This window comes from Cupriavidus sp. 01L43 (assembly GCF_056399925.1).
Map to the genome: position 1 here is coordinate 51319 of NZ_JBFTSH010000004.1, position 15576 is coordinate 66894.

The 15576-nt window shown below is 68.0% G+C and carries 13 protein-coding genes; 7 read left to right on the top strand and 6 right to left on the bottom strand.

Annotated elements, in window-relative coordinates; translation table 11 throughout:
* Positions 1-78 precede the first annotated feature (78 nt).
* Positions 79-1344: an efflux RND transporter periplasmic adaptor subunit gene (locus tag AC1DP9_RS09045; protein WP_092295002.1), complete on the bottom strand. Its 1266-nt coding sequence runs from the start codon at positions 1342-1344 to the stop codon at positions 79-81.
* A 181-nt stretch (positions 1345-1525) separates the two neighbouring features.
* On the bottom strand, positions 1526-2443 hold the full coding sequence (locus tag AC1DP9_RS09050; RefSeq protein WP_092295001.1) for an alpha/beta hydrolase: 918 nt from the start codon (positions 2441-2443) through the stop codon (positions 1526-1528).
* A gap of 383 nt (positions 2444-2826) precedes the next feature.
* On the opposite strand from AC1DP9_RS09050, the gene AC1DP9_RS09055 reads away from it, so the two are divergent.
* Together AC1DP9_RS09055 and AC1DP9_RS09060 are read left to right on the top strand one after the other, a co-directional pair.
* Entirely contained in the window at positions 2827-3753 is a 927-nt protein-coding gene (locus tag AC1DP9_RS09055) for a LysR family transcriptional regulator (protein WP_441592710.1), read from the top strand.
* A gap of 168 nt (positions 3754-3921) precedes the next feature.
* Positions 3922-5814, top strand: a complete 1893-nt coding sequence (locus AC1DP9_RS09060) for a lactonase family protein (RefSeq protein WP_477107123.1) — start codon at positions 3922-3924, stop codon at positions 5812-5814.
* Positions 5815-5907: 93 nt separating this feature from the next.
* On the opposite strand, the gene AC1DP9_RS09065 is transcribed toward AC1DP9_RS09060, so the two are convergent.
* Positions 5908-6318, bottom strand: a complete 411-nt coding sequence (locus AC1DP9_RS09065; protein ID WP_092294995.1) for a rubredoxin — start codon at positions 6316-6318, stop codon at positions 5908-5910.
* Between the two features lie 81 nt (positions 6319-6399).
* Positions 6400-7506, bottom strand: coding sequence for an NADH:flavin oxidoreductase/NADH oxidase (locus AC1DP9_RS09070; RefSeq protein WP_477107124.1), 1107 nt, complete (start codon positions 7504-7506; stop codon positions 6400-6402).
* Between the two features lie 108 nt (positions 7507-7614).
* Between AC1DP9_RS09070 and AC1DP9_RS09075 the strand changes: the two genes are divergently transcribed.
* From AC1DP9_RS09075 to paoC, 4 genes are all read left to right on the top strand, one after another.
* Positions 7615-8529, top strand: a complete 915-nt coding sequence (locus AC1DP9_RS09075; RefSeq protein ID WP_369823431.1) for a LysR family transcriptional regulator — start codon at positions 7615-7617, stop codon at positions 8527-8529.
* Positions 8530-8663: 134 nt separating this feature from the next.
* Complete coding sequence (paoA, locus tag AC1DP9_RS09080; protein WP_092294992.1) at positions 8664-9332, top strand: aldehyde dehydrogenase iron-sulfur subunit PaoA; 669 nt, start codon at positions 8664-8666, stop codon at positions 9330-9332.
* On the top strand, positions 9329-10279 hold the full coding sequence (locus tag AC1DP9_RS09085) for an FAD binding domain-containing protein (protein WP_477107125.1): 951 nt from the start codon (positions 9329-9331) through the stop codon (positions 10277-10279). Before paoA ends, AC1DP9_RS09085 begins: the two co-directional genes overlap by 4 nt.
* A gap of 10 nt (positions 10280-10289) precedes the next feature.
* Positions 10290-12506 (top strand): aldehyde oxidoreductase molybdenum-binding subunit PaoC, encoded by a 2217-nt coding sequence (paoC, locus tag AC1DP9_RS09090; protein WP_477107126.1) that lies wholly within the window; start codon positions 10290-10292, stop codon positions 12504-12506.
* A 12-nt stretch (positions 12507-12518) separates the two neighbouring features.
* On the opposite strand, the gene AC1DP9_RS09095 is transcribed toward paoC, so the two are convergent.
* Positions 12519-12794: a YcgL domain-containing protein gene (locus AC1DP9_RS09095; protein WP_143093896.1), complete on the bottom strand. Its 276-nt coding sequence runs from the start codon at positions 12792-12794 to the stop codon at positions 12519-12521.
* A gap of 101 nt (positions 12795-12895) precedes the next feature.
* Positions 12896-14104, bottom strand: a complete 1209-nt coding sequence (locus AC1DP9_RS09100; protein WP_477107127.1) for an NAD(P)/FAD-dependent oxidoreductase — start codon at positions 14102-14104, stop codon at positions 12896-12898.
* Positions 14105-14381: 277 nt separating this feature from the next.
* On the opposite strand from AC1DP9_RS09100, the gene AC1DP9_RS09105 reads away from it, so the two are divergent.
* Positions 14382-15419: an ABC transporter substrate-binding protein gene (locus AC1DP9_RS09105; protein ID WP_477107128.1), complete on the top strand. Its 1038-nt coding sequence runs from the start codon at positions 14382-14384 to the stop codon at positions 15417-15419.
* Positions 15420-15576 lie beyond the last annotated feature (157 nt).

Consider the following 15576-nt stretch of genomic DNA (forward strand, 5'->3'; position numbering starts at 1 on the left):
TGGCCGTCCGCCGGAGCGGACGCCATATGCTGCAAGGGAGAAAAAATTAAGCTACCTGTGCGTACTGCGGGGTAGTGCTCAGCTCACGGTCTTGGCCGCTGCGGCTTCGGCAGGCTTGTCGGCCTGGCCCGCCTTGTCCTCGGCAGCCTGCTTGCGGTCCGGCGTGGTGCCACGCGGTTCGAGTTCGCTGCGATAGGCCATGGCCACCGGCTTCGGCGCCACGGTATCGCCCGGACGCACGCGCATCAGGCCATTCACGACGATGTTCTCGCCCGGCTGCAGACCCTTGCGGATCACGCGCAGCCCTTCGAACGACGGCCCGAGGTTCACCTCGCGGTAGACCAGCTTGTTGGCCTTGTCCACCACCAGCACGAACTTCTTGCCCTGGTCCGTGCCGATGGCGCGGTCGTTGATCAGCACCGCCGGGTGCGGCGTGCCGCCGCCGAGCTTGACCTTGGCATAGAGGCCCGGCAGCAGGCGGCCGTCGGCGTTGTCGAACACCGCGCGCACGCGGATGGTGCCGCTGCGCGTATCGAGGCGGTTGTCCACCGAGTGGATCTTGCCCTTGTGCGGGTAGTCGTCCTCGTTGGCCAGGCCGACGAACACCGGCAGGTCGTTCTTGCCGCCGCCGGCGCCCGGTGCCGTGTAGCGCAGGTAGCTCTGCTCGTCCACGTCGAAGCTCGCGTACACCGGCGAGACCGACACCACCGTGGTCAGCGGCGGCGAAGCCGCACCCGCCGCCACGAGGTTGCCCACCGTGATTTCCGCACGCGACACCTTGCCCGAGACCGGTGCAACGATGCGCGTGTAGCTCAGGTTCAGGCGCGCCACTTCCAGCGCAGCCTGCGCGCCACGCACGTCGGCGGTGGTCTCGCTGGCAGCGTTGATGCGCTCGTCGAACTCGCGCTTCGAAATGGCGTTGTCATCCAGCAGGCGCTGGGCGCGTACCTTTTCGCTCTGCGCGTGGCTGGCGCGCACCTGGGCCGCGTTCAGCGCGGCGTCGGCACGGGCCACTTCGGCCGCATAGGGACGCGGGTCGATCGTGAACAGCGGATCGCCCTTCTTCACGATGGAGCCTTCGCGGAAATGCACCGTGTCGATGGTGCCGGAGACGCGCGGACGAATCTCCACGCGGTCCACGGCCTCGATGCGGCCCGAGAATTCATCCCATTCGGTGATGGTCTGCCCCACAGCCGCCGCCACTTCCACCGCAGGGGCGGACGGTGCCGGGTTGGCCTGTGCTTCCCCGCCGTGCCAGGGACGCAGAACCGAGGTCGCCACGCCGGCGCCCAGGATTGCCACGATGGCAATGGCGATCAGCGTGCGTCGAGACTGATGATTCATTTTTCTTCACTCCGTGTTCGTCGGGTTTTCTTCAACTGGAAAAGCAAAAGGCCGAACGCCCCCCGCCGGGCTGGAAGGCCCGGAAAAATGGGAAACAAGGGTTCGTCCCCGCCTGGATGGACGGGGCTATGCCACTACCGCTGCCAGCCTCAAAGGGCGCTGGCTAACTTGCTCCGGTCGCTCAGGCTCCTTGAGCGCCGGGCCGGCGTTCGGCCGGTGATGAGGTATCGTCGGTTTGCGCAAAACACTCGCGCAAGAACCGCGCACCTTCGTTGACCCATGCCTGGCACTGCTCATGGGATTCTTCCACCCCGTCGCCACAGGCGCCGGGCATGATCAGGGTGCGGGCCGGAATGCCCGCCTTGACGAGTTTTGCCGCGAAGGCTTCGCCCTCGGCGCGCAACGCATCTTTCTCGGCCACCTGCACCAGCGTGGACGGCAGCCCCACCAGGCGCGATGCCATGGCCGGTGCCGCATACGGGTGCACGCTGGCGGCCGGCGTGGGCAGGTAATCACGATAGTTGCAGGCCAGGCGGCGCAGCATCTCCATCGGCACCTGGCCGGTCGTGCACATCGACGCGTGCTGGAGGCACGGGTCCGTTACGGGGCGGATCAGCCATTGCCCGGCGGGCTGCGGCAGGCCGCGGTCACGCAGCATCTGCGCCAGCGCAATCGCGAGATTGCCGCCGGCTTCCTCGCCGACCAGCGCGAAGCGCAGCTTGTCCACCTTCAGCTTCTTGGCGTGCTTGAGCACCCAGACCGCCGTATTCACCGCATCTTCCGGCGCGGCCGGAAACGGATGGTCGGGCGCCAGCGAATACGCCGGTGTCACCACCACGGCCGGGACCGACTTCGCCAGATCCCGCGCCAATGCCTGTGCCGCTTCCACGCCACCTTCGACGAAACCGCCCGCGTGCAGGTACACCAGCCACGGCAGCAACTCGGTGCTGCCCGCCGCCGGTGCATACCCGGCGGGATAGGCCACGCAGACCTTGATCTCGCGGTCGCCGCTCGCCACCATGTATTGCTCAGCGCGCGCTTCTCCCTTGCCTGCAGCCGGTTTCACGGCGGGGGTGATGGGATTCACGGTCTTTGACATGGTGGTTACGACGCCTGCACGGGCCGTCGATACTGTGTTGCGATGCAACGAATTATGGTGATTGACCCGATTGGGATAAAGCTGGAGATTGCCAACGCACTGTTTCTGGAGTGGAATAATCGCCAGAGTGTTGCGAGAAGTGAAACCACACGCTTGGCAAGGACACCGGAAATGTGATTCACTCCGGTCCTCGGTGCACGCACGGTTGGGGAACCGCGCCCGCCACCGAGCCCCCAGACCTCCACCCATCCCCGCTCCGGCCGCCACTGGCGGACCGCCGGCAGCAAACCCAGGGCACGCACTTGACATGCGCGACCCCACTCCCGCCAGACACCATCCTTCGGAACGTAGCCCCCGGTCTCACCCCTTTCGGAAGCAACATCATGGATCGTCTTGTCTCTATGCAGGCATTCACTCGGGTGGTGGATGTCGGCAGCTTTGCGCGCGCGGCGGAGTCCCTGGACCTGCCTAAAGCCACGCTCACCCGCCTGATCCAGAACCTGGAGACCCATCTCGGCGTCAAGCTGCTGCACCGGACCACGCGGCGTATCAGCGTGACCACGGACGGCGCCGCCTATTACGAACGCTGCGTGCGCATTCTCGCGGACGTGGAGGAAGCCGAACAGTCACTGACGCGCCACAACAACTCGCCACGGGGCACGCTGTGCGTAGATACCACGGCGGCTCTCGCGCGGATGGTGCTGATTCCCCACCTGCACGATTTCTACAATGCCTACCCGGAACTGAAGCTCGAGCTGACCATCAACGGCAAGCCGATCGACCTGTTGCAGGAAGGCGTGGACGTCGTGCTGCGCGTGGGCTCGCTGGACGAGGCGATGGTGGCGCGGCGCCTGGGCCAGGTCAAACTGGCGTTCTTTGCCTCGCCGATCTACCTGCGGCGTTTTGGCACACCCGCCGACCTGACCGAGCTGGCGCAGCACAAGGCCATCAACTATCTGTCCAACCGGCACGGCCGCGAAATGCCGTGGACGTTGTCACGCGGCGGCGAGAGCAGCGAGATCCTGCTGCCCTCGGCCATCTCCACCAACGACGCCGACGTCTACATCGGCTGCGCGCTGGAAGGCCACGGCATCGCCCAGATTTCGCGGGCAATGGCGGAGCCCTACGTCCAGAGCGGCCGGCTGGTCGAGGTCATGGGTGACTGGCAGACCGAGGAATTACCGATTTCGGCGATGTACCCGCAGAACCGCCACCTGTCGGCGAAAGTGCGGGTCTTCGTGAACTGGGCGGCCGACCTGTTCTCCCGGCATCCGCACTTCGGCGTGGCGCCGCAGCAACTGGCGGCGTAGGCCTTGCCAGACCGGTCCGCAAACCCCTTGCACCGCTGTGCAAGGGGTTTTTTCATTTCAGCGTCCAACACGAAGCGGGGATGGATCGCGCCGTATTGATTCACGCCGGTTTTCTTGCTACGTTTCTGCCGCTTGACATATCAACAATAATCACAAACGGGTCCAATCATGAGCCATCTCCTGCGCTGGCGCCACGCCGCGCGGCCTTTGCGCGTACAAGCCGCCTTTCTGCCATGCCTCGCGCTGTTCACCGCCCTGCTGTTGGGCGGATGCGCGGCGGACGAATCCACCGAGGCACCGGCAGTGCCCACGGCGCCCACAGTGCCGGCACCCCCCGGCCCGTACGCCATTGGCGGCACCCTCGCCGGCCTCGCCGCCGGCAGCCAACTGGTGCTTCAAAACAACGGGCAGGATGCGCTGACGCTGTCCGCCGACGGCAGCTTTACCTTCGCCACGCCCGTGGCGCATAACGGCGGCTACGCGGTCACCATCGCCCAGCAGCCGGCCGGACAGGTCTGCTCGGTGGCAGGCGGCGCCGGGGCCGGTGTGACCGCAGCGGTCACAAATATCGCCGTGGTCTGCGCCACCACTCGCTTCACCGTCGGTGGCAAGGTCAGCGGACTGGCTGGCGGGCAGTCGGTCGTCCTGCACAACAATGGCGCGGATACCCTGACCCTGAGCGCGAATGGCACGTTCAGCTTTCCGACGCCGGTGCCGTACAACGGCAGCTACCTCGTGACGGTGTCCGCCCAGCCGGCCGACCAGACCTGCACCGTGAATGGGCACCAAGGCAGCGCGGTCATCGCGGACATTGCCTCGGTGGACGTGGTTTGCGCCACGAACACATACAGCGTGGGCGGCAGCGTGGCGGGGCTGTCCAGCCAGGTCACCCTGGCCAACAACGGCGCGGACTTCCTCACGATTACCGCGAACGGTGCATTCACCTTGCCAACCGCCATGCCGACGGGCGGCACCTTCAATGTCACCGTCAACACCCAACCGCTCGGGCAGACCTGTGTCGTGTCGAACGGCACCGGCACGGTGGCGGCCGCCAACGTCACGAATGTCGCGGTGACCTGCAGCTCCCTGCCGATTGGCACCCTCTACATGCCGGCCGCCTTCGCCACGCGGACGGACGTCTACAGCGTGATGTCGGACGGCCAGCTGGTCTTTTCCGGCAATGCCTATGGCTACAGCGGGGATCCGATCGCCATGGCCCATGACGACAGCTTGAGAACGCTGTACTTTTCGACGACGAGCGGATGGACGTACAAGTTCGACGTGGCCGCGGACGGCACGTGGATCAGCACCGCGGGGAACTGGGCCTACGGCGGCACGCCCACCAGCCTGTTGCGCGACCCCCTCGGACGGTTCCTCTTCGTGGGAAGTGACGTATTCAACATCCGCACCGCCACTCTCGATGTCCTCGGCAACATGACGACCCCGACGACCCCGATTGGGACGACCTTCCGGCCCGATACGATGGTCGCTACGCCCGATGGCCAGTACCTGATTGCCAGCTCGTCCGCCACACCGGGGTTCGACGTCTTTGCGATCGCCCCGGATGGCTCGCTGACCTCCAGCAGCCATCTCGCCCTGGCTGTGGCGCCGTCAGCGCTGGCGATGCATCCTTCCAACAGCTATCTGTATGTGGCGGACCCCATCAATAACCGAATCATGGAGTATCGCGTCGACGGTGCAGGCAATGTGACGCCCCTGCCGGCCGTGCTCATTGCCACCGACGGGCAGCCACAGCACCTCAGCATCGACCCTTCGGGCCGCTACCTGTACGCCACGAGCCCGGCATCCGGCAGGATCTCGCAGTACACGATCGCCGCCGATGGCACGCTGGTGGCGATGCCCCAGCCCACCGTTGCCGCGGGCACCCTTCCCGGCGCGCCGACGATCGACCCGACCGGGCGCTTCCTTTATGTGCCGAATGCCAGCAGCCTCGAAATCCGCCAGTACGTTATCGGCGTGACCGGTGCGCTGACGCCGCTGACGCCCGCAACCGTGTCGATCCTGGCCGCGCCGACACTGCTGTACAGCGTGCCGTGGTAGACGCCACCGCCTGAGGGGAAAAGCCAAAAAAAACAGGGCGGGGATGCACTCCCGCCCTGTTTTTCATTTCAGGTACTGATCAGCTCGGACCGCTCAGAACTCCACCATCGCGAAGTCTTCCTTGCCCACGTCGCACTCGGGGCAGCGCCAGTCGTCCGGAATGTCTTCCCAGCGCGTGCCGGGCGCGATGCCGTCCTCGGGCAGGCCGGCCGCTTCGTCGTAGACCCAGCCGCAGATGATGCACACCCATTGCTTGAATTCCGCTTCGGGGGCCGCTGGCTTCCCGGCGCTGGCGGGGGCGTCCTGGCTGGTTTCGGGGTCATCGAGACTGAAGACCAGCGGCGCGGCCGTGGCGCTCGCCAGATCGGCCATGTGACCCTGGAGCCGCGCCATCAGCGCCTGGGTTTCCTCCAGCGTGAAGTCGATCCAGAACGGATCACCAGCGCCATCGTTCAGGCGTTGCGGGGAAAACTGAAGTTCTAGGACGGAGCCTTTCTTGTACATGCGTCGATCGGGTTGAGGGCGGCAAAGGCGCCTAGATGGGGATGATCGGCGGCGCTTCAAGCCGCGCCGCCGGGATCCGCCTTACTGCTGCACCCGGTAGCGCTCGAGCCAATGCGCATACGGCGCCGGCAGCACCCACGACGGGCGTTCCACGTTCAGCGCCATGGCCGCCTGATACGGCCAGTGCGGGTTGGACAGCAGCGCGCGACCCACCATGACGAGGTCGATCTGGCCATCGGCAACGGCCTGGTTGGCAATGGCCGGATTGTCGATGCCCCACGACGCCGCCACCGGCAGGCCAGCCTCGCGGCGCACGCGCTCGGCCACCGGCGCCAGGAAGGCGGGGCCCCACGGGATCTGCGTGTCCGGGATGGTGAAGCCGACGCTGACATTGAGCATGTCGAGCCCGCCCTCGCGCATCGCACGGGTCAGCTGGATCGATTCGTCGAGCGTGCGAGCGTCGTCGCCGTCATATTCGATCACGCCAAAGCGCGCGGTCAGCGGCAGGTTCTTCGGCCAGACTTCGCGCACGGCGGCCAGCGTTTCCAGCAGGAAGCGGCTACGGCCGGCCACGTCGCCGCCATAGCCATCGGTACGCTGGTTGGCGTGGCGCGAGAAGAAGCTCTGGGCGAGGTAGCCGTGCGCGAAGTGCAGCTCAAGCCACTGGAAGCCGGCTTCCAGCGCGCGCTTGGCGGCGGCCACGAAGTCGGCCTGCACGCGGGCGATGTCGTCGAGCGTCATCGCCTTCGGCACCTTGGGCAGGTGGGCGCCGAACGGCACGGCAGACGGGGCGATGGTCGGCCAGCCGCGCGCGTCGTCTTCGGCGATATGGTCGTCGCCTTCCCAGGGCCGGTTGGCGCTGGCCTTGCGGCCGGCGTGGGCGATCTGGATGCCGGCCACGGCACCGCCGGCCTTGATGGCCGCCGCGATACGCGCCATGCCAGCCATCTGCTCGTCGTTCCAGAGGCCGGTGCAACCCGGGGAGATGCGGCCTTCCGGCGACACCGCCGTGGCCTCGACGATCACCAGACCCGCACCGCCACGCGCCAGCCCGGTGTAATGCGCCAGATGCCAGTCGTTGGTGACACCGTCGACGGCGCTGTACTGGCACATCGGCGGAATGGCGATGCGGTTGCGCAGCGTGACGTCTTTCAGCGTGAAGGGGGTGAACAAAGCGGCGTCGCTCATCGGATGGCTCCGGGGGTGTTGTCGAGGGTGCCAATCGTAGGCGGGCGCCGCTATAATGAAAACTATCTGACGATTATCGTCGTAATAAGAGTTTGTTATGGTGAATCGATGATGGTGAACCCGCAATGGCTGAAGTCCTTCGCCACCCTGGCCGAGCTGGGCAACTTCACGCGTACGGCAGACCGCCTCGGGCTGACCCAGGCCGCCGTCAGTCAACACGTAAGGCATCTCGAAGAGATGTATGGATCACTGTTGATCCGCCGCCCCCGCGCCCTGGAATTGACCCCGGCGGGTGCGGCGCTGCTCGAATACTGCGCCGAGGTGAACCAGGCGCATGAGCGGCTGGCCTCGCGGCTTTCCGACGCCGATGCCACACAGGGCGAGGTGGCGCTGATCACGCCGGGGAGCATCGGCCTATTTATCTACCCGATGCTGCTGGACCTCCAGCAGGAGCATCCCGGGCTGGCCGTGCGGCACCGCTTCGCGCCCGATACCGAGGTGCTGGAGGCGGTGCTGCACAACCGCTACGAACTCGGCATCGTCACGCTCAAGCCGGACGACACGCGCCTGACGGCCACGCCGTTCATCGAGGAACCGCTGGAACTGGTGATCCCGCCCGACGAGGAAGTCCATAGCTGGGACGACCTCGTGCGCATCGGCTTCATCGACCATGCCGAAGGCCAGGCGATGGCCAACCGGCTGCTGAGTCGGCGCTTTCCCGGCAACCCAGGGGCGTTCCACCTGCCTAGGCGCGGCTTTAGCAACCAGATTGGCATGCTGCACGAGCCGGTGGCGCGGGGGCTCGGCTTCACCGTGGTGCCACGCTTCGCCCGCGAGGCGTGGGAGCGCACCCGCCCGGTCAAGGTGGCCGAATGCGGTCCGCCGGTGGTGGACACGCTGTGGTGGATCCATCGTGCCGAATGGCCCCTGTCGGCACGCGCCACGGGCGTGATCCGGTACCTCCGGCAACGGATCGAGGCGGCCTGCGGCAGCATGGTCTGCCTGCTGCCACCGGAGCTGTGACGGGCGCCGAATCCTTGCATTCATGAGCACAGCTAACAAGTGTATGCAGATTCCTGCGTCTACCCTTTGTGCGCCACGCCTCCTATCATTCCGGTTTGCCTTGCCCGAAAGTCCACAAAACAAGGATGCCCCCCATGGAAGATTTCGGCGACATCAGAATGTCACGGCGTGACCTGCTCAAGGCGGGCGCGGCATCGGCCACCGCAGCGGCCGTGCCAGCCGCCCAGGCGCAGGACAGCCCCACTAATGTAAACACCCCCTCGCCCTCCCCCAACGCCAGCCGCCCGCCCGTGGTGGCCAGCGTCACGCTCGACGTCAATGGGCGCCGCCACACGCTCAAGCTGGACACCCGCACCACGCTGCTCGATGCCCTGCGCGAGCACCTGCACCTCACCGGCACCAAGAAGGGTTGCGACCACGGCCAGTGCGGCGCCTGCACGGTGATGGCCGATGGGCGGCGCATCAACGCCTGCCTGTCGCTGGCCGTGATGCACGACGGGGGCAAGGTCACCACCATCGAGGGCCTGGGCACGCCCAACAGCCTGCATCCGATGCAGGCCGCCTTCGTCAAGCATGACGGCTACCAGTGCGGCTATTGCACGCCGGGGCAGATCTGCTCCGCCGTGGCTGTGCTCGACGAAATCCGCCAGGGCATTCCCAGCCATGTCAGCGCCGACCTCAACGCGCGGCCCCAGATGACCGTGGTGGAGTTCCGCGAGCGCATGAGCGGCAATATCTGCCGCTGCGGCGCCTACGCCAACATCGCCGACGCCATGACCGAAGTGGCCGGGAGGCAGGCATGAATCCCTTCAGCTACGAACGCGCCAAGACCCCGGCGGAGGCCGCCGCAGCCGCCGCGCGCACGCCGGGTAGTCGCTTTATCGCGGGCGGGACCAACCTGCTCGACCTGATGAAGCTCGGCATCGAGTCCCCCACGCACCTGATCGACGTGAACGACCTGCGGCTCGACAAGATCGAGCCCACCGCCGAGGGCGGCCTGCGCGTGGGCGCGCTGGTACGCAATACCGACCTGGCCGCCGATACCCGCGTGCGGCGCGACTACGGCGTACTGTCCCGCGCGCTGCTGGCCGGCGCCTCGGGCCAGTTGCGCAACAAGGCCACCACGGCCGGCAACCTGCTGCAACGCACCCGCTGCCCCTACTTCTACGACACCAACCTGCCGTGCAACAAGCGCACGCCGGGCAGCGGCTGCTCGGCCATCGGCGGCGTCACGCGCCAGCATGCGGTGATCGGCGTGAGCGAGGCGTGCATCGCCACCCATCCGAGCGATATGGCCGTGGCCATGCGCCTGCTCGACGCCTCCGTGGAAACCGTCCAGCCGAATGGCGCCGCGCGCGTCATCCCGATTGCCGATTTCCATCGCCTGCCCGGCAACACGCCGCATATCGAGACCGCGCTGCTGCCCGGCGAGCTGATCACGGCCGTCACGTTGCCGCGTCCGCTCGGCGGCGTGCACGCCTACCGCAAGGTGCGTGACCGGGCCTCGTACGCGTTCGCGCTGGTCTCGGTGGCTGCCATCGTCCAGCGCGACGGCACCGGCCGCGTGGCGCTGGGCGGCGTGGCGCACAAGCCGTGGCGCGTGGAAGCCGCCGAGGCGGACCTGCCGCGGGGCGCGCGCGCCGTCAACCAGCGCCTGCTGGAAGGCGCCACGCCCACGCCCGAGAACACCTTCAAGGTGGCGCTGACCGAGCGCACACTCGGCGCCGTGCTACTGCAGGCCAAGCGCTGAGGAGGATTCGATGAAATTCGACACGCCCGCCACCACCAATCCGATCGACCAGCTCAAGGTGGTCGGCCAGCCGCTCAACCGCATCGACGGCCCGCTCAAGACCACCGGCGTCGCCCGCTACGCCTATGAATGGCACGACGTTGCCCGCAACGCCGCCTATGGCTACGTGGTGGGCGCCGGCATCGCCAAGGGCCGCATCGCCGGCATCGACACCGACGCCGCGCACCGCGCGCCGGGCGTGCTGGCCATCGTCACCGCCGCCAACGCCGGCACGCTCGGCAAGGGCCGCTTCAACAACGCGCGGCTGCTGGGCGGCCCGGAGGTGCAGCACTACCATCAGGCCATCGCGCTGGTCGTGGCCGAGACCTTCGAGCAGGCACGCGCCGCCGCGCAGCTGGTACGCGTGCGCTATGAACGCGAGCGCGGCAGCTTCGACCTCGCCGCCTCACGCGACGGGGCCACGCGCCCCAAGAGCGGCACGCCCGAATCGGCCCGGGGCGATTTCCCCGGCGCCTTCGCGGCGGCCCCGGTGCAGCTGGATGCCACCTACGCCACCCCCGACCAGGCCCACGCGATGATGGAGCCCCATGCGTCGATGGCGAGCTGGACCGGCGACCAGCTCACGGTGTGGACTTCCAACCAGATGATCGACTGGAGCCGGGGCGACCTCGCCCAGACGCTCGGCGTGCCGAAGGACAACGTGCGCCTGATCTCGCCCTTTATCGGCGGCGGCTTCGGCGGCAAGCTGTTCGTGCGCGCCGATGCCGTGCTCGCCGCCCTCGGCGCGCGGGCGGTGCACCGGCCCGTGAAGGTGGCGCTGACGCGCCCGCTGATCTTCAACAACACGCCGCACCGGCCGGCCACGATCCAGCGCATCCGCCTCGGCGCCGGGCGTGACGGCCGGCTGACCGCCATCGGCCATGAAAGCTGGTCCGGCGACATCGACGGCGTGAAGCCCGAGAACGCGGTGCAGCAGACGCGCCTGCTCTACGCCGGCGCCCATCGCATGACCGCGCTGCGGCTGTCCGCGCTGGACCTGCCGGAAGGCAACGCCATGCGCGCGCCCGGCGAGGCGCCCGGCATGATGGCGCTGGAGATCGCCATGGATGAGATGGCCGGCAAGCTCGGCCTCGATCCGGTGGAATTCCGCGTACGCAACGACACCCAGGTGGACCCGGAGAAGCCCGAGCGCCCGTTCTCGCAACGGCGCCTGGTCGATTGCCTGCGCATCGGCGCCGAGCGCTTCGGCTGGAAGGGCCGCGCCACGCGCCCCGGCGCGGTGCGCGACGGCCAGTGGCTGGTCGGCATGGGCGTGGCGGCGGCGTTCCGCAACAACCAGGTGGCCAAGTCCGGCGCGCGTGTGCGGCTGGACAAGCGCGGCATGGTGACCGTGGAAACCGACATGACCGACATCGGCACGGGCAGCTACACCATCATCGCCCAGACCGCCGCCGAAATGCTGGGCCTGCCGATCGACAAGGTCATCGTGCGGCTGGGCGACTCGACCTTCCCGGTCTCGTCCGGCTCGGGCGGCCAGTGGGGCGGCAACAGCTCCACCGCCGGCGTCTACGCCGCGTGCGTGAAGCTGCGCGAGGCGATTGCCACGCAGGCCGGTCTTGATGCCGCCACGGCGGTGTTCGAGAACGGCCGGGTCCGCGCCGGCGGCAACAACCCGGGCGGGCGCGCCGTGCCGCTGGCCACCGTGGCCGCGCGCGGCGATATCGTGGCCGAAGACACCATCGAGTTCGGCGACCTCACGCGCCGCTACCAGCAATCCACCTTCGGCGCCCATTTCGTGGAAGTCGGCGTGGATGCGGACACCTGCGAGATCCGCGTGCGCCGCATGCTGGCGGTCTGCGCCGCCGGGCGCATCCTCAACCCGAAGTCCGCCCGCAGCCAGGTGATCGGCGCGATGACGATGGGCGTGGGCGCGGCGCTGATGGAGGAACTGGCGGTGGACAAGCGGCTGGGCTGCTTCATCAACCACGACCTGGCCGGCTACGAGGTGCCCGTGCATGCGGACATCGGCCCGCAGGAGGTGGTGTTCCTCGACGAAACCGACCCGATGTCCTCGCCGATGAAGGCCAAGGGCGTGGGCGAACTGGGCATCTGCGGCGTGGGGGCCGCCATCGCCAACGCGGTCTTCAACGCCACCGGCGTGCGCGTGCGCGACTACCCGGTCACGCTCGACAAGCTGCTCGGGCGGATGCCCGACCTGTCAGCCTGAGGGCCTGAGCCCCTAGTCCCACGGCCGGGGCGCCGACACCGGATGCCGGTGTCGCGCCTCGGCCAGGATGCGGCATTCGTCCACCGCGCAGTAGCCGTCACGCTGCAGCGCACTCCAGACCTCGGTGGCGCTAAGGCCGGTCAGCGGCGTGTGGGGATCGAAATCGCACGACTCCACCCGCTCGGGCGGACCGAGCCAGGCGAGCATGGCGGGCGGGATGTTTTCCAGCGGGTGTGTGTGCGCGACGAAAAGAGCGCGTACACCACGACGATGTATCGAGATCTTCACGACGGTACCCTTCGAGAGGAACGGAACTATCTAATTTTTAGGATGCCGGTCGGCCGGAGGTCAAGGGCGTCCCTGTATCAAAGTATTAATGCACCAACGGATTAACGGATTAACGCATCGGCGATCCGGTCGGCCGTGTTGACCGAGTCGGTCAGCCCCAGGTGGCCGTGGCCCACCGCCAGCCAGAGGCCGGGCTGGCCCTCGGCCGGTCCCACCACGGGCACCGAATCCGGCATGCAGGGCCGGTGGCCCATCCAGGTGGTGACGCGGGCGTCTTCGAGCCCCTTGAATGTCTCCCGCGCAATACGTTCGAGGATGGCCGCGCGCTTCGGATCGGGCCGCGCCGCCAGCCCGGCGATCTCCACCGTGCCGCCCACGCGCAGCCCGCCCTCCATCGGCGTGACGAAGATCTTGCGATCGGTCAGCACCACGGTGCGCGACACCGCGTCGTGCCGGTTGGTGAACTGCACGTGATAGCCGCGCTGGCTCTCCAGCTGTAGCCGCACGCCCAGCGGGTCCAGCAGCCGGCGCGACCAGGCGCCCGCCGCCACCACCACGTGGTCCGCCGTGTGGCGGCCTTCCGCGCCGCTCAACAGCCATTCCCCGTCCTGCCGGCGCATCCCGCGAATCTCGTCGCGCACGATCCGGCCGCCGCGCGCGACGAAGGCCGCGGCAATCGCCTCCGTGTAGCGCGCCGGGTTGCGGATGGTGGCGTGGTCGGCCAGAAAGACGCCCGCCTGGTAGCGCGGCGCCACGCCGGGCTCGAGTGCCTCGATGCCGGCCCGGTCCAGCCGTTCGAAGCGGAAGCCGAAGCGCTCGCGCAGCTGCCACGCCGCCGCATCCGCCTCAAGCGCGGCAGCATCGGGGTACAGGTGCAGATGGCCGCGCCGCATGAACAGCTCGGGCACGCCGACTTCGCGCGCCAGCGCCTCGTGGCGGTCCCCGGCGTTGGCGTGGAGCGCGGCCAGCGCTGCCGCCGACTCCGCCACCCGCCCCGGCGCGGCCGAGAGGACGAAGCGCGTCAGCCACGCCGCCGCCGTGGGCAGGTAGGCCAGCCGCAGATGGAGCGGGCTTTCCGGATCGAACAGCATCTTCGGGAGCGAGGCCAGCACGCCCGGCATGGCCAGCGGCGCCACCGAACTCACGCTGATGGCGCCCGAATTGCCGTAGCTGCACCCCTGCGCGGGGCCGTCCCGGTCGATCAGCGTCACGTCGGCGCCGCGCTTGCGCAGCGCCAGGGCGATACAGCAGCCCACAATGCCGGCGCCCACCACGGCAACCCGTGGCGTCTTGTCAGTCGTCTTCGTCATGGGCCGAAACGGTAAACGGATCAGGCGGCGCCGGCAAGCCATCGCGCCGATGTTCGCCCAGCCGGGGCGCCGATGCATCGCCAATGCGCCGCCATGGCGCATGGCATGACACATTGCGGTGCGCCACACGGCCCGCCCGGCGCCCGGGCCGTGGCACGGAACCTGCTGAACCGGTGGCCAGGAGAGTAGAAGCGTTCAGCGGCCCGCCTCGCCATGTCGGGCCGCCCGGAAATTGCTCGCCGCGTGTTCCCACACCCATTTTCCGGAGAGCTTTCCCATGCGCCGCCGTTCCTTTCTCCACGCCACCGCCGCCACCGCAGCGTCCTCGCTGATTGCCGCCCCCGCCTTCGTGCGCGCCGCCGGCAGCCTGCAGAAGTTCAAGTTCAACCTCGGCTGGAAGGTCGAGGCGTCCGGCGCCGGCTTCCTGCTGGCCCAGCAGCGCGGCTACTACAAGGACGCCGGGCTCGACGTGGTGATCGACACCGGCAATGGCTCGGCCTCGGCCATCAGCCTCGTGGCGGGCGGCGCCTACGACTGCGCCTCGGCGGATCTGGCCGCCATGCTCGAATTCAACGCCGCCAACCCCGCCGCCGCGCTCAAGGCGGTGGCCATCCAGTACGACCTGAACCCGAACGCCGTGATCGTGCGCAAGGACGGCCCGATCCGCAAGCCGGGCGATCTGGCGGCCAAAACCATCCTCGGCCAGCCGTTCAACGCCTCGCGCAAGCTGTTCCCGGTGTTCGCCAAGGCGCAGGGCTTCGACCCCTCCTCGATCAAATGGGAGAGCGCCACGCCGGATATCGGCGACACCCGCTTCGTCAAGGGCGACTTCGACGCCGTGGCCTACTTCTACTTCACTGGACTGCTCAACCTCAAGGCGCGCGGCATGGGCCCGGAGAAGCTCAGCGTGTTCCGCTTCTCCGACTACGGCATGAAATCGTACGGCAACGGGTTGGTGGCCAACCCGAAGAGCATGGCCGAGCACCCGGACGCCATGAAGGCCTTCGTCAAGGCCTCCACGCGCGGCTGGATCGAGGCGATGGCCGACCCGCAGGCCGGCGCCGCCGCCGTCAAGGCGCGCGAGCCGCTGGCCGACCAGACGCTGGAATTCGAACGGCTGAAGCTGATTGTCGATGGCTCGATGCGCACCCCCGATACGCTGCGCGACGGTTGGGGCGCCGCCACCCAGGCACGGCTGCAGGCCACCATCGACGAGACGGTCGGCGCGTTCGGGATGAAGCCCGGCCTGACCGTGGCGGATATCTGGACCGGCCAGTTCCTGCCGACCCCGGCGGACCGCAAGCTCAAGGCGTAAGCCCCGGGGCTCCCCCCAAAGATCAACCGGCTGCGTGCACCACGCGCGGCCGGTCATGCACCCTGTTGGGGCCGATTCCGGCGCCGATGGGGGCTGACCGGCCCCTTGCGCCCCATCTTTGCTCACAAGTCTTGCATACAAGGCTGGCATACCACTT

Excerpts from the sequence above, each read along its gene's own strand:
- AC1DP9_RS09045 (WP_092295002.1), bottom strand. The coding sequence starts at position 1,344 with ATGAATCATCAGTCTCGACGCACGCTGATCGCCATTGCCATCGTGGCA.
- AC1DP9_RS09050 (WP_092295001.1), bottom strand. The coding sequence starts at position 2,443 with ATGTCAAAGACCGTGAATCCCATCACCCCCGCCGTGAAACCGGCTGCA.
- AC1DP9_RS09055 (WP_441592710.1), top strand. The coding sequence starts at position 2,827 with ATGGATCGTCTTGTCTCTATGCAGGCATTCACTCGGGTGGTGGATGTC.
- AC1DP9_RS09060 (WP_477107123.1), top strand. The coding sequence starts at position 3,922 with ATGAGCCATCTCCTGCGCTGGCGCCACGCCGCGCGGCCTTTGCGCGTA.
- AC1DP9_RS09065 (WP_092294995.1), bottom strand. The coding sequence starts at position 6,318 with ATGTACAAGAAAGGCTCCGTCCTAGAACTTCAGTTTTCCCCGCAACGC.
- AC1DP9_RS09070 (WP_477107124.1), bottom strand. The coding sequence starts at position 7,506 with ATGAGCGACGCCGCTTTGTTCACCCCCTTCACGCTGAAAGACGTCACG.
- AC1DP9_RS09075 (WP_369823431.1), top strand. The coding sequence starts at position 7,615 with ATGATGGTGAACCCGCAATGGCTGAAGTCCTTCGCCACCCTGGCCGAG.
- paoA (WP_092294992.1), top strand. The coding sequence starts at position 8,664 with ATGGAAGATTTCGGCGACATCAGAATGTCACGGCGTGACCTGCTCAAG.
- AC1DP9_RS09085 (WP_477107125.1), top strand. The coding sequence starts at position 9,329 with ATGAATCCCTTCAGCTACGAACGCGCCAAGACCCCGGCGGAGGCCGCC.
- paoC (WP_477107126.1), top strand. The coding sequence starts at position 10,290 with ATGAAATTCGACACGCCCGCCACCACCAATCCGATCGACCAGCTCAAG.
- AC1DP9_RS09100 (WP_477107127.1), bottom strand. The coding sequence starts at position 14,104 with ATGACGAAGACGACTGACAAGACGCCACGGGTTGCCGTGGTGGGCGCC.
- AC1DP9_RS09105 (WP_477107128.1), top strand. The coding sequence starts at position 14,382 with ATGCGCCGCCGTTCCTTTCTCCACGCCACCGCCGCCACCGCAGCGTCC.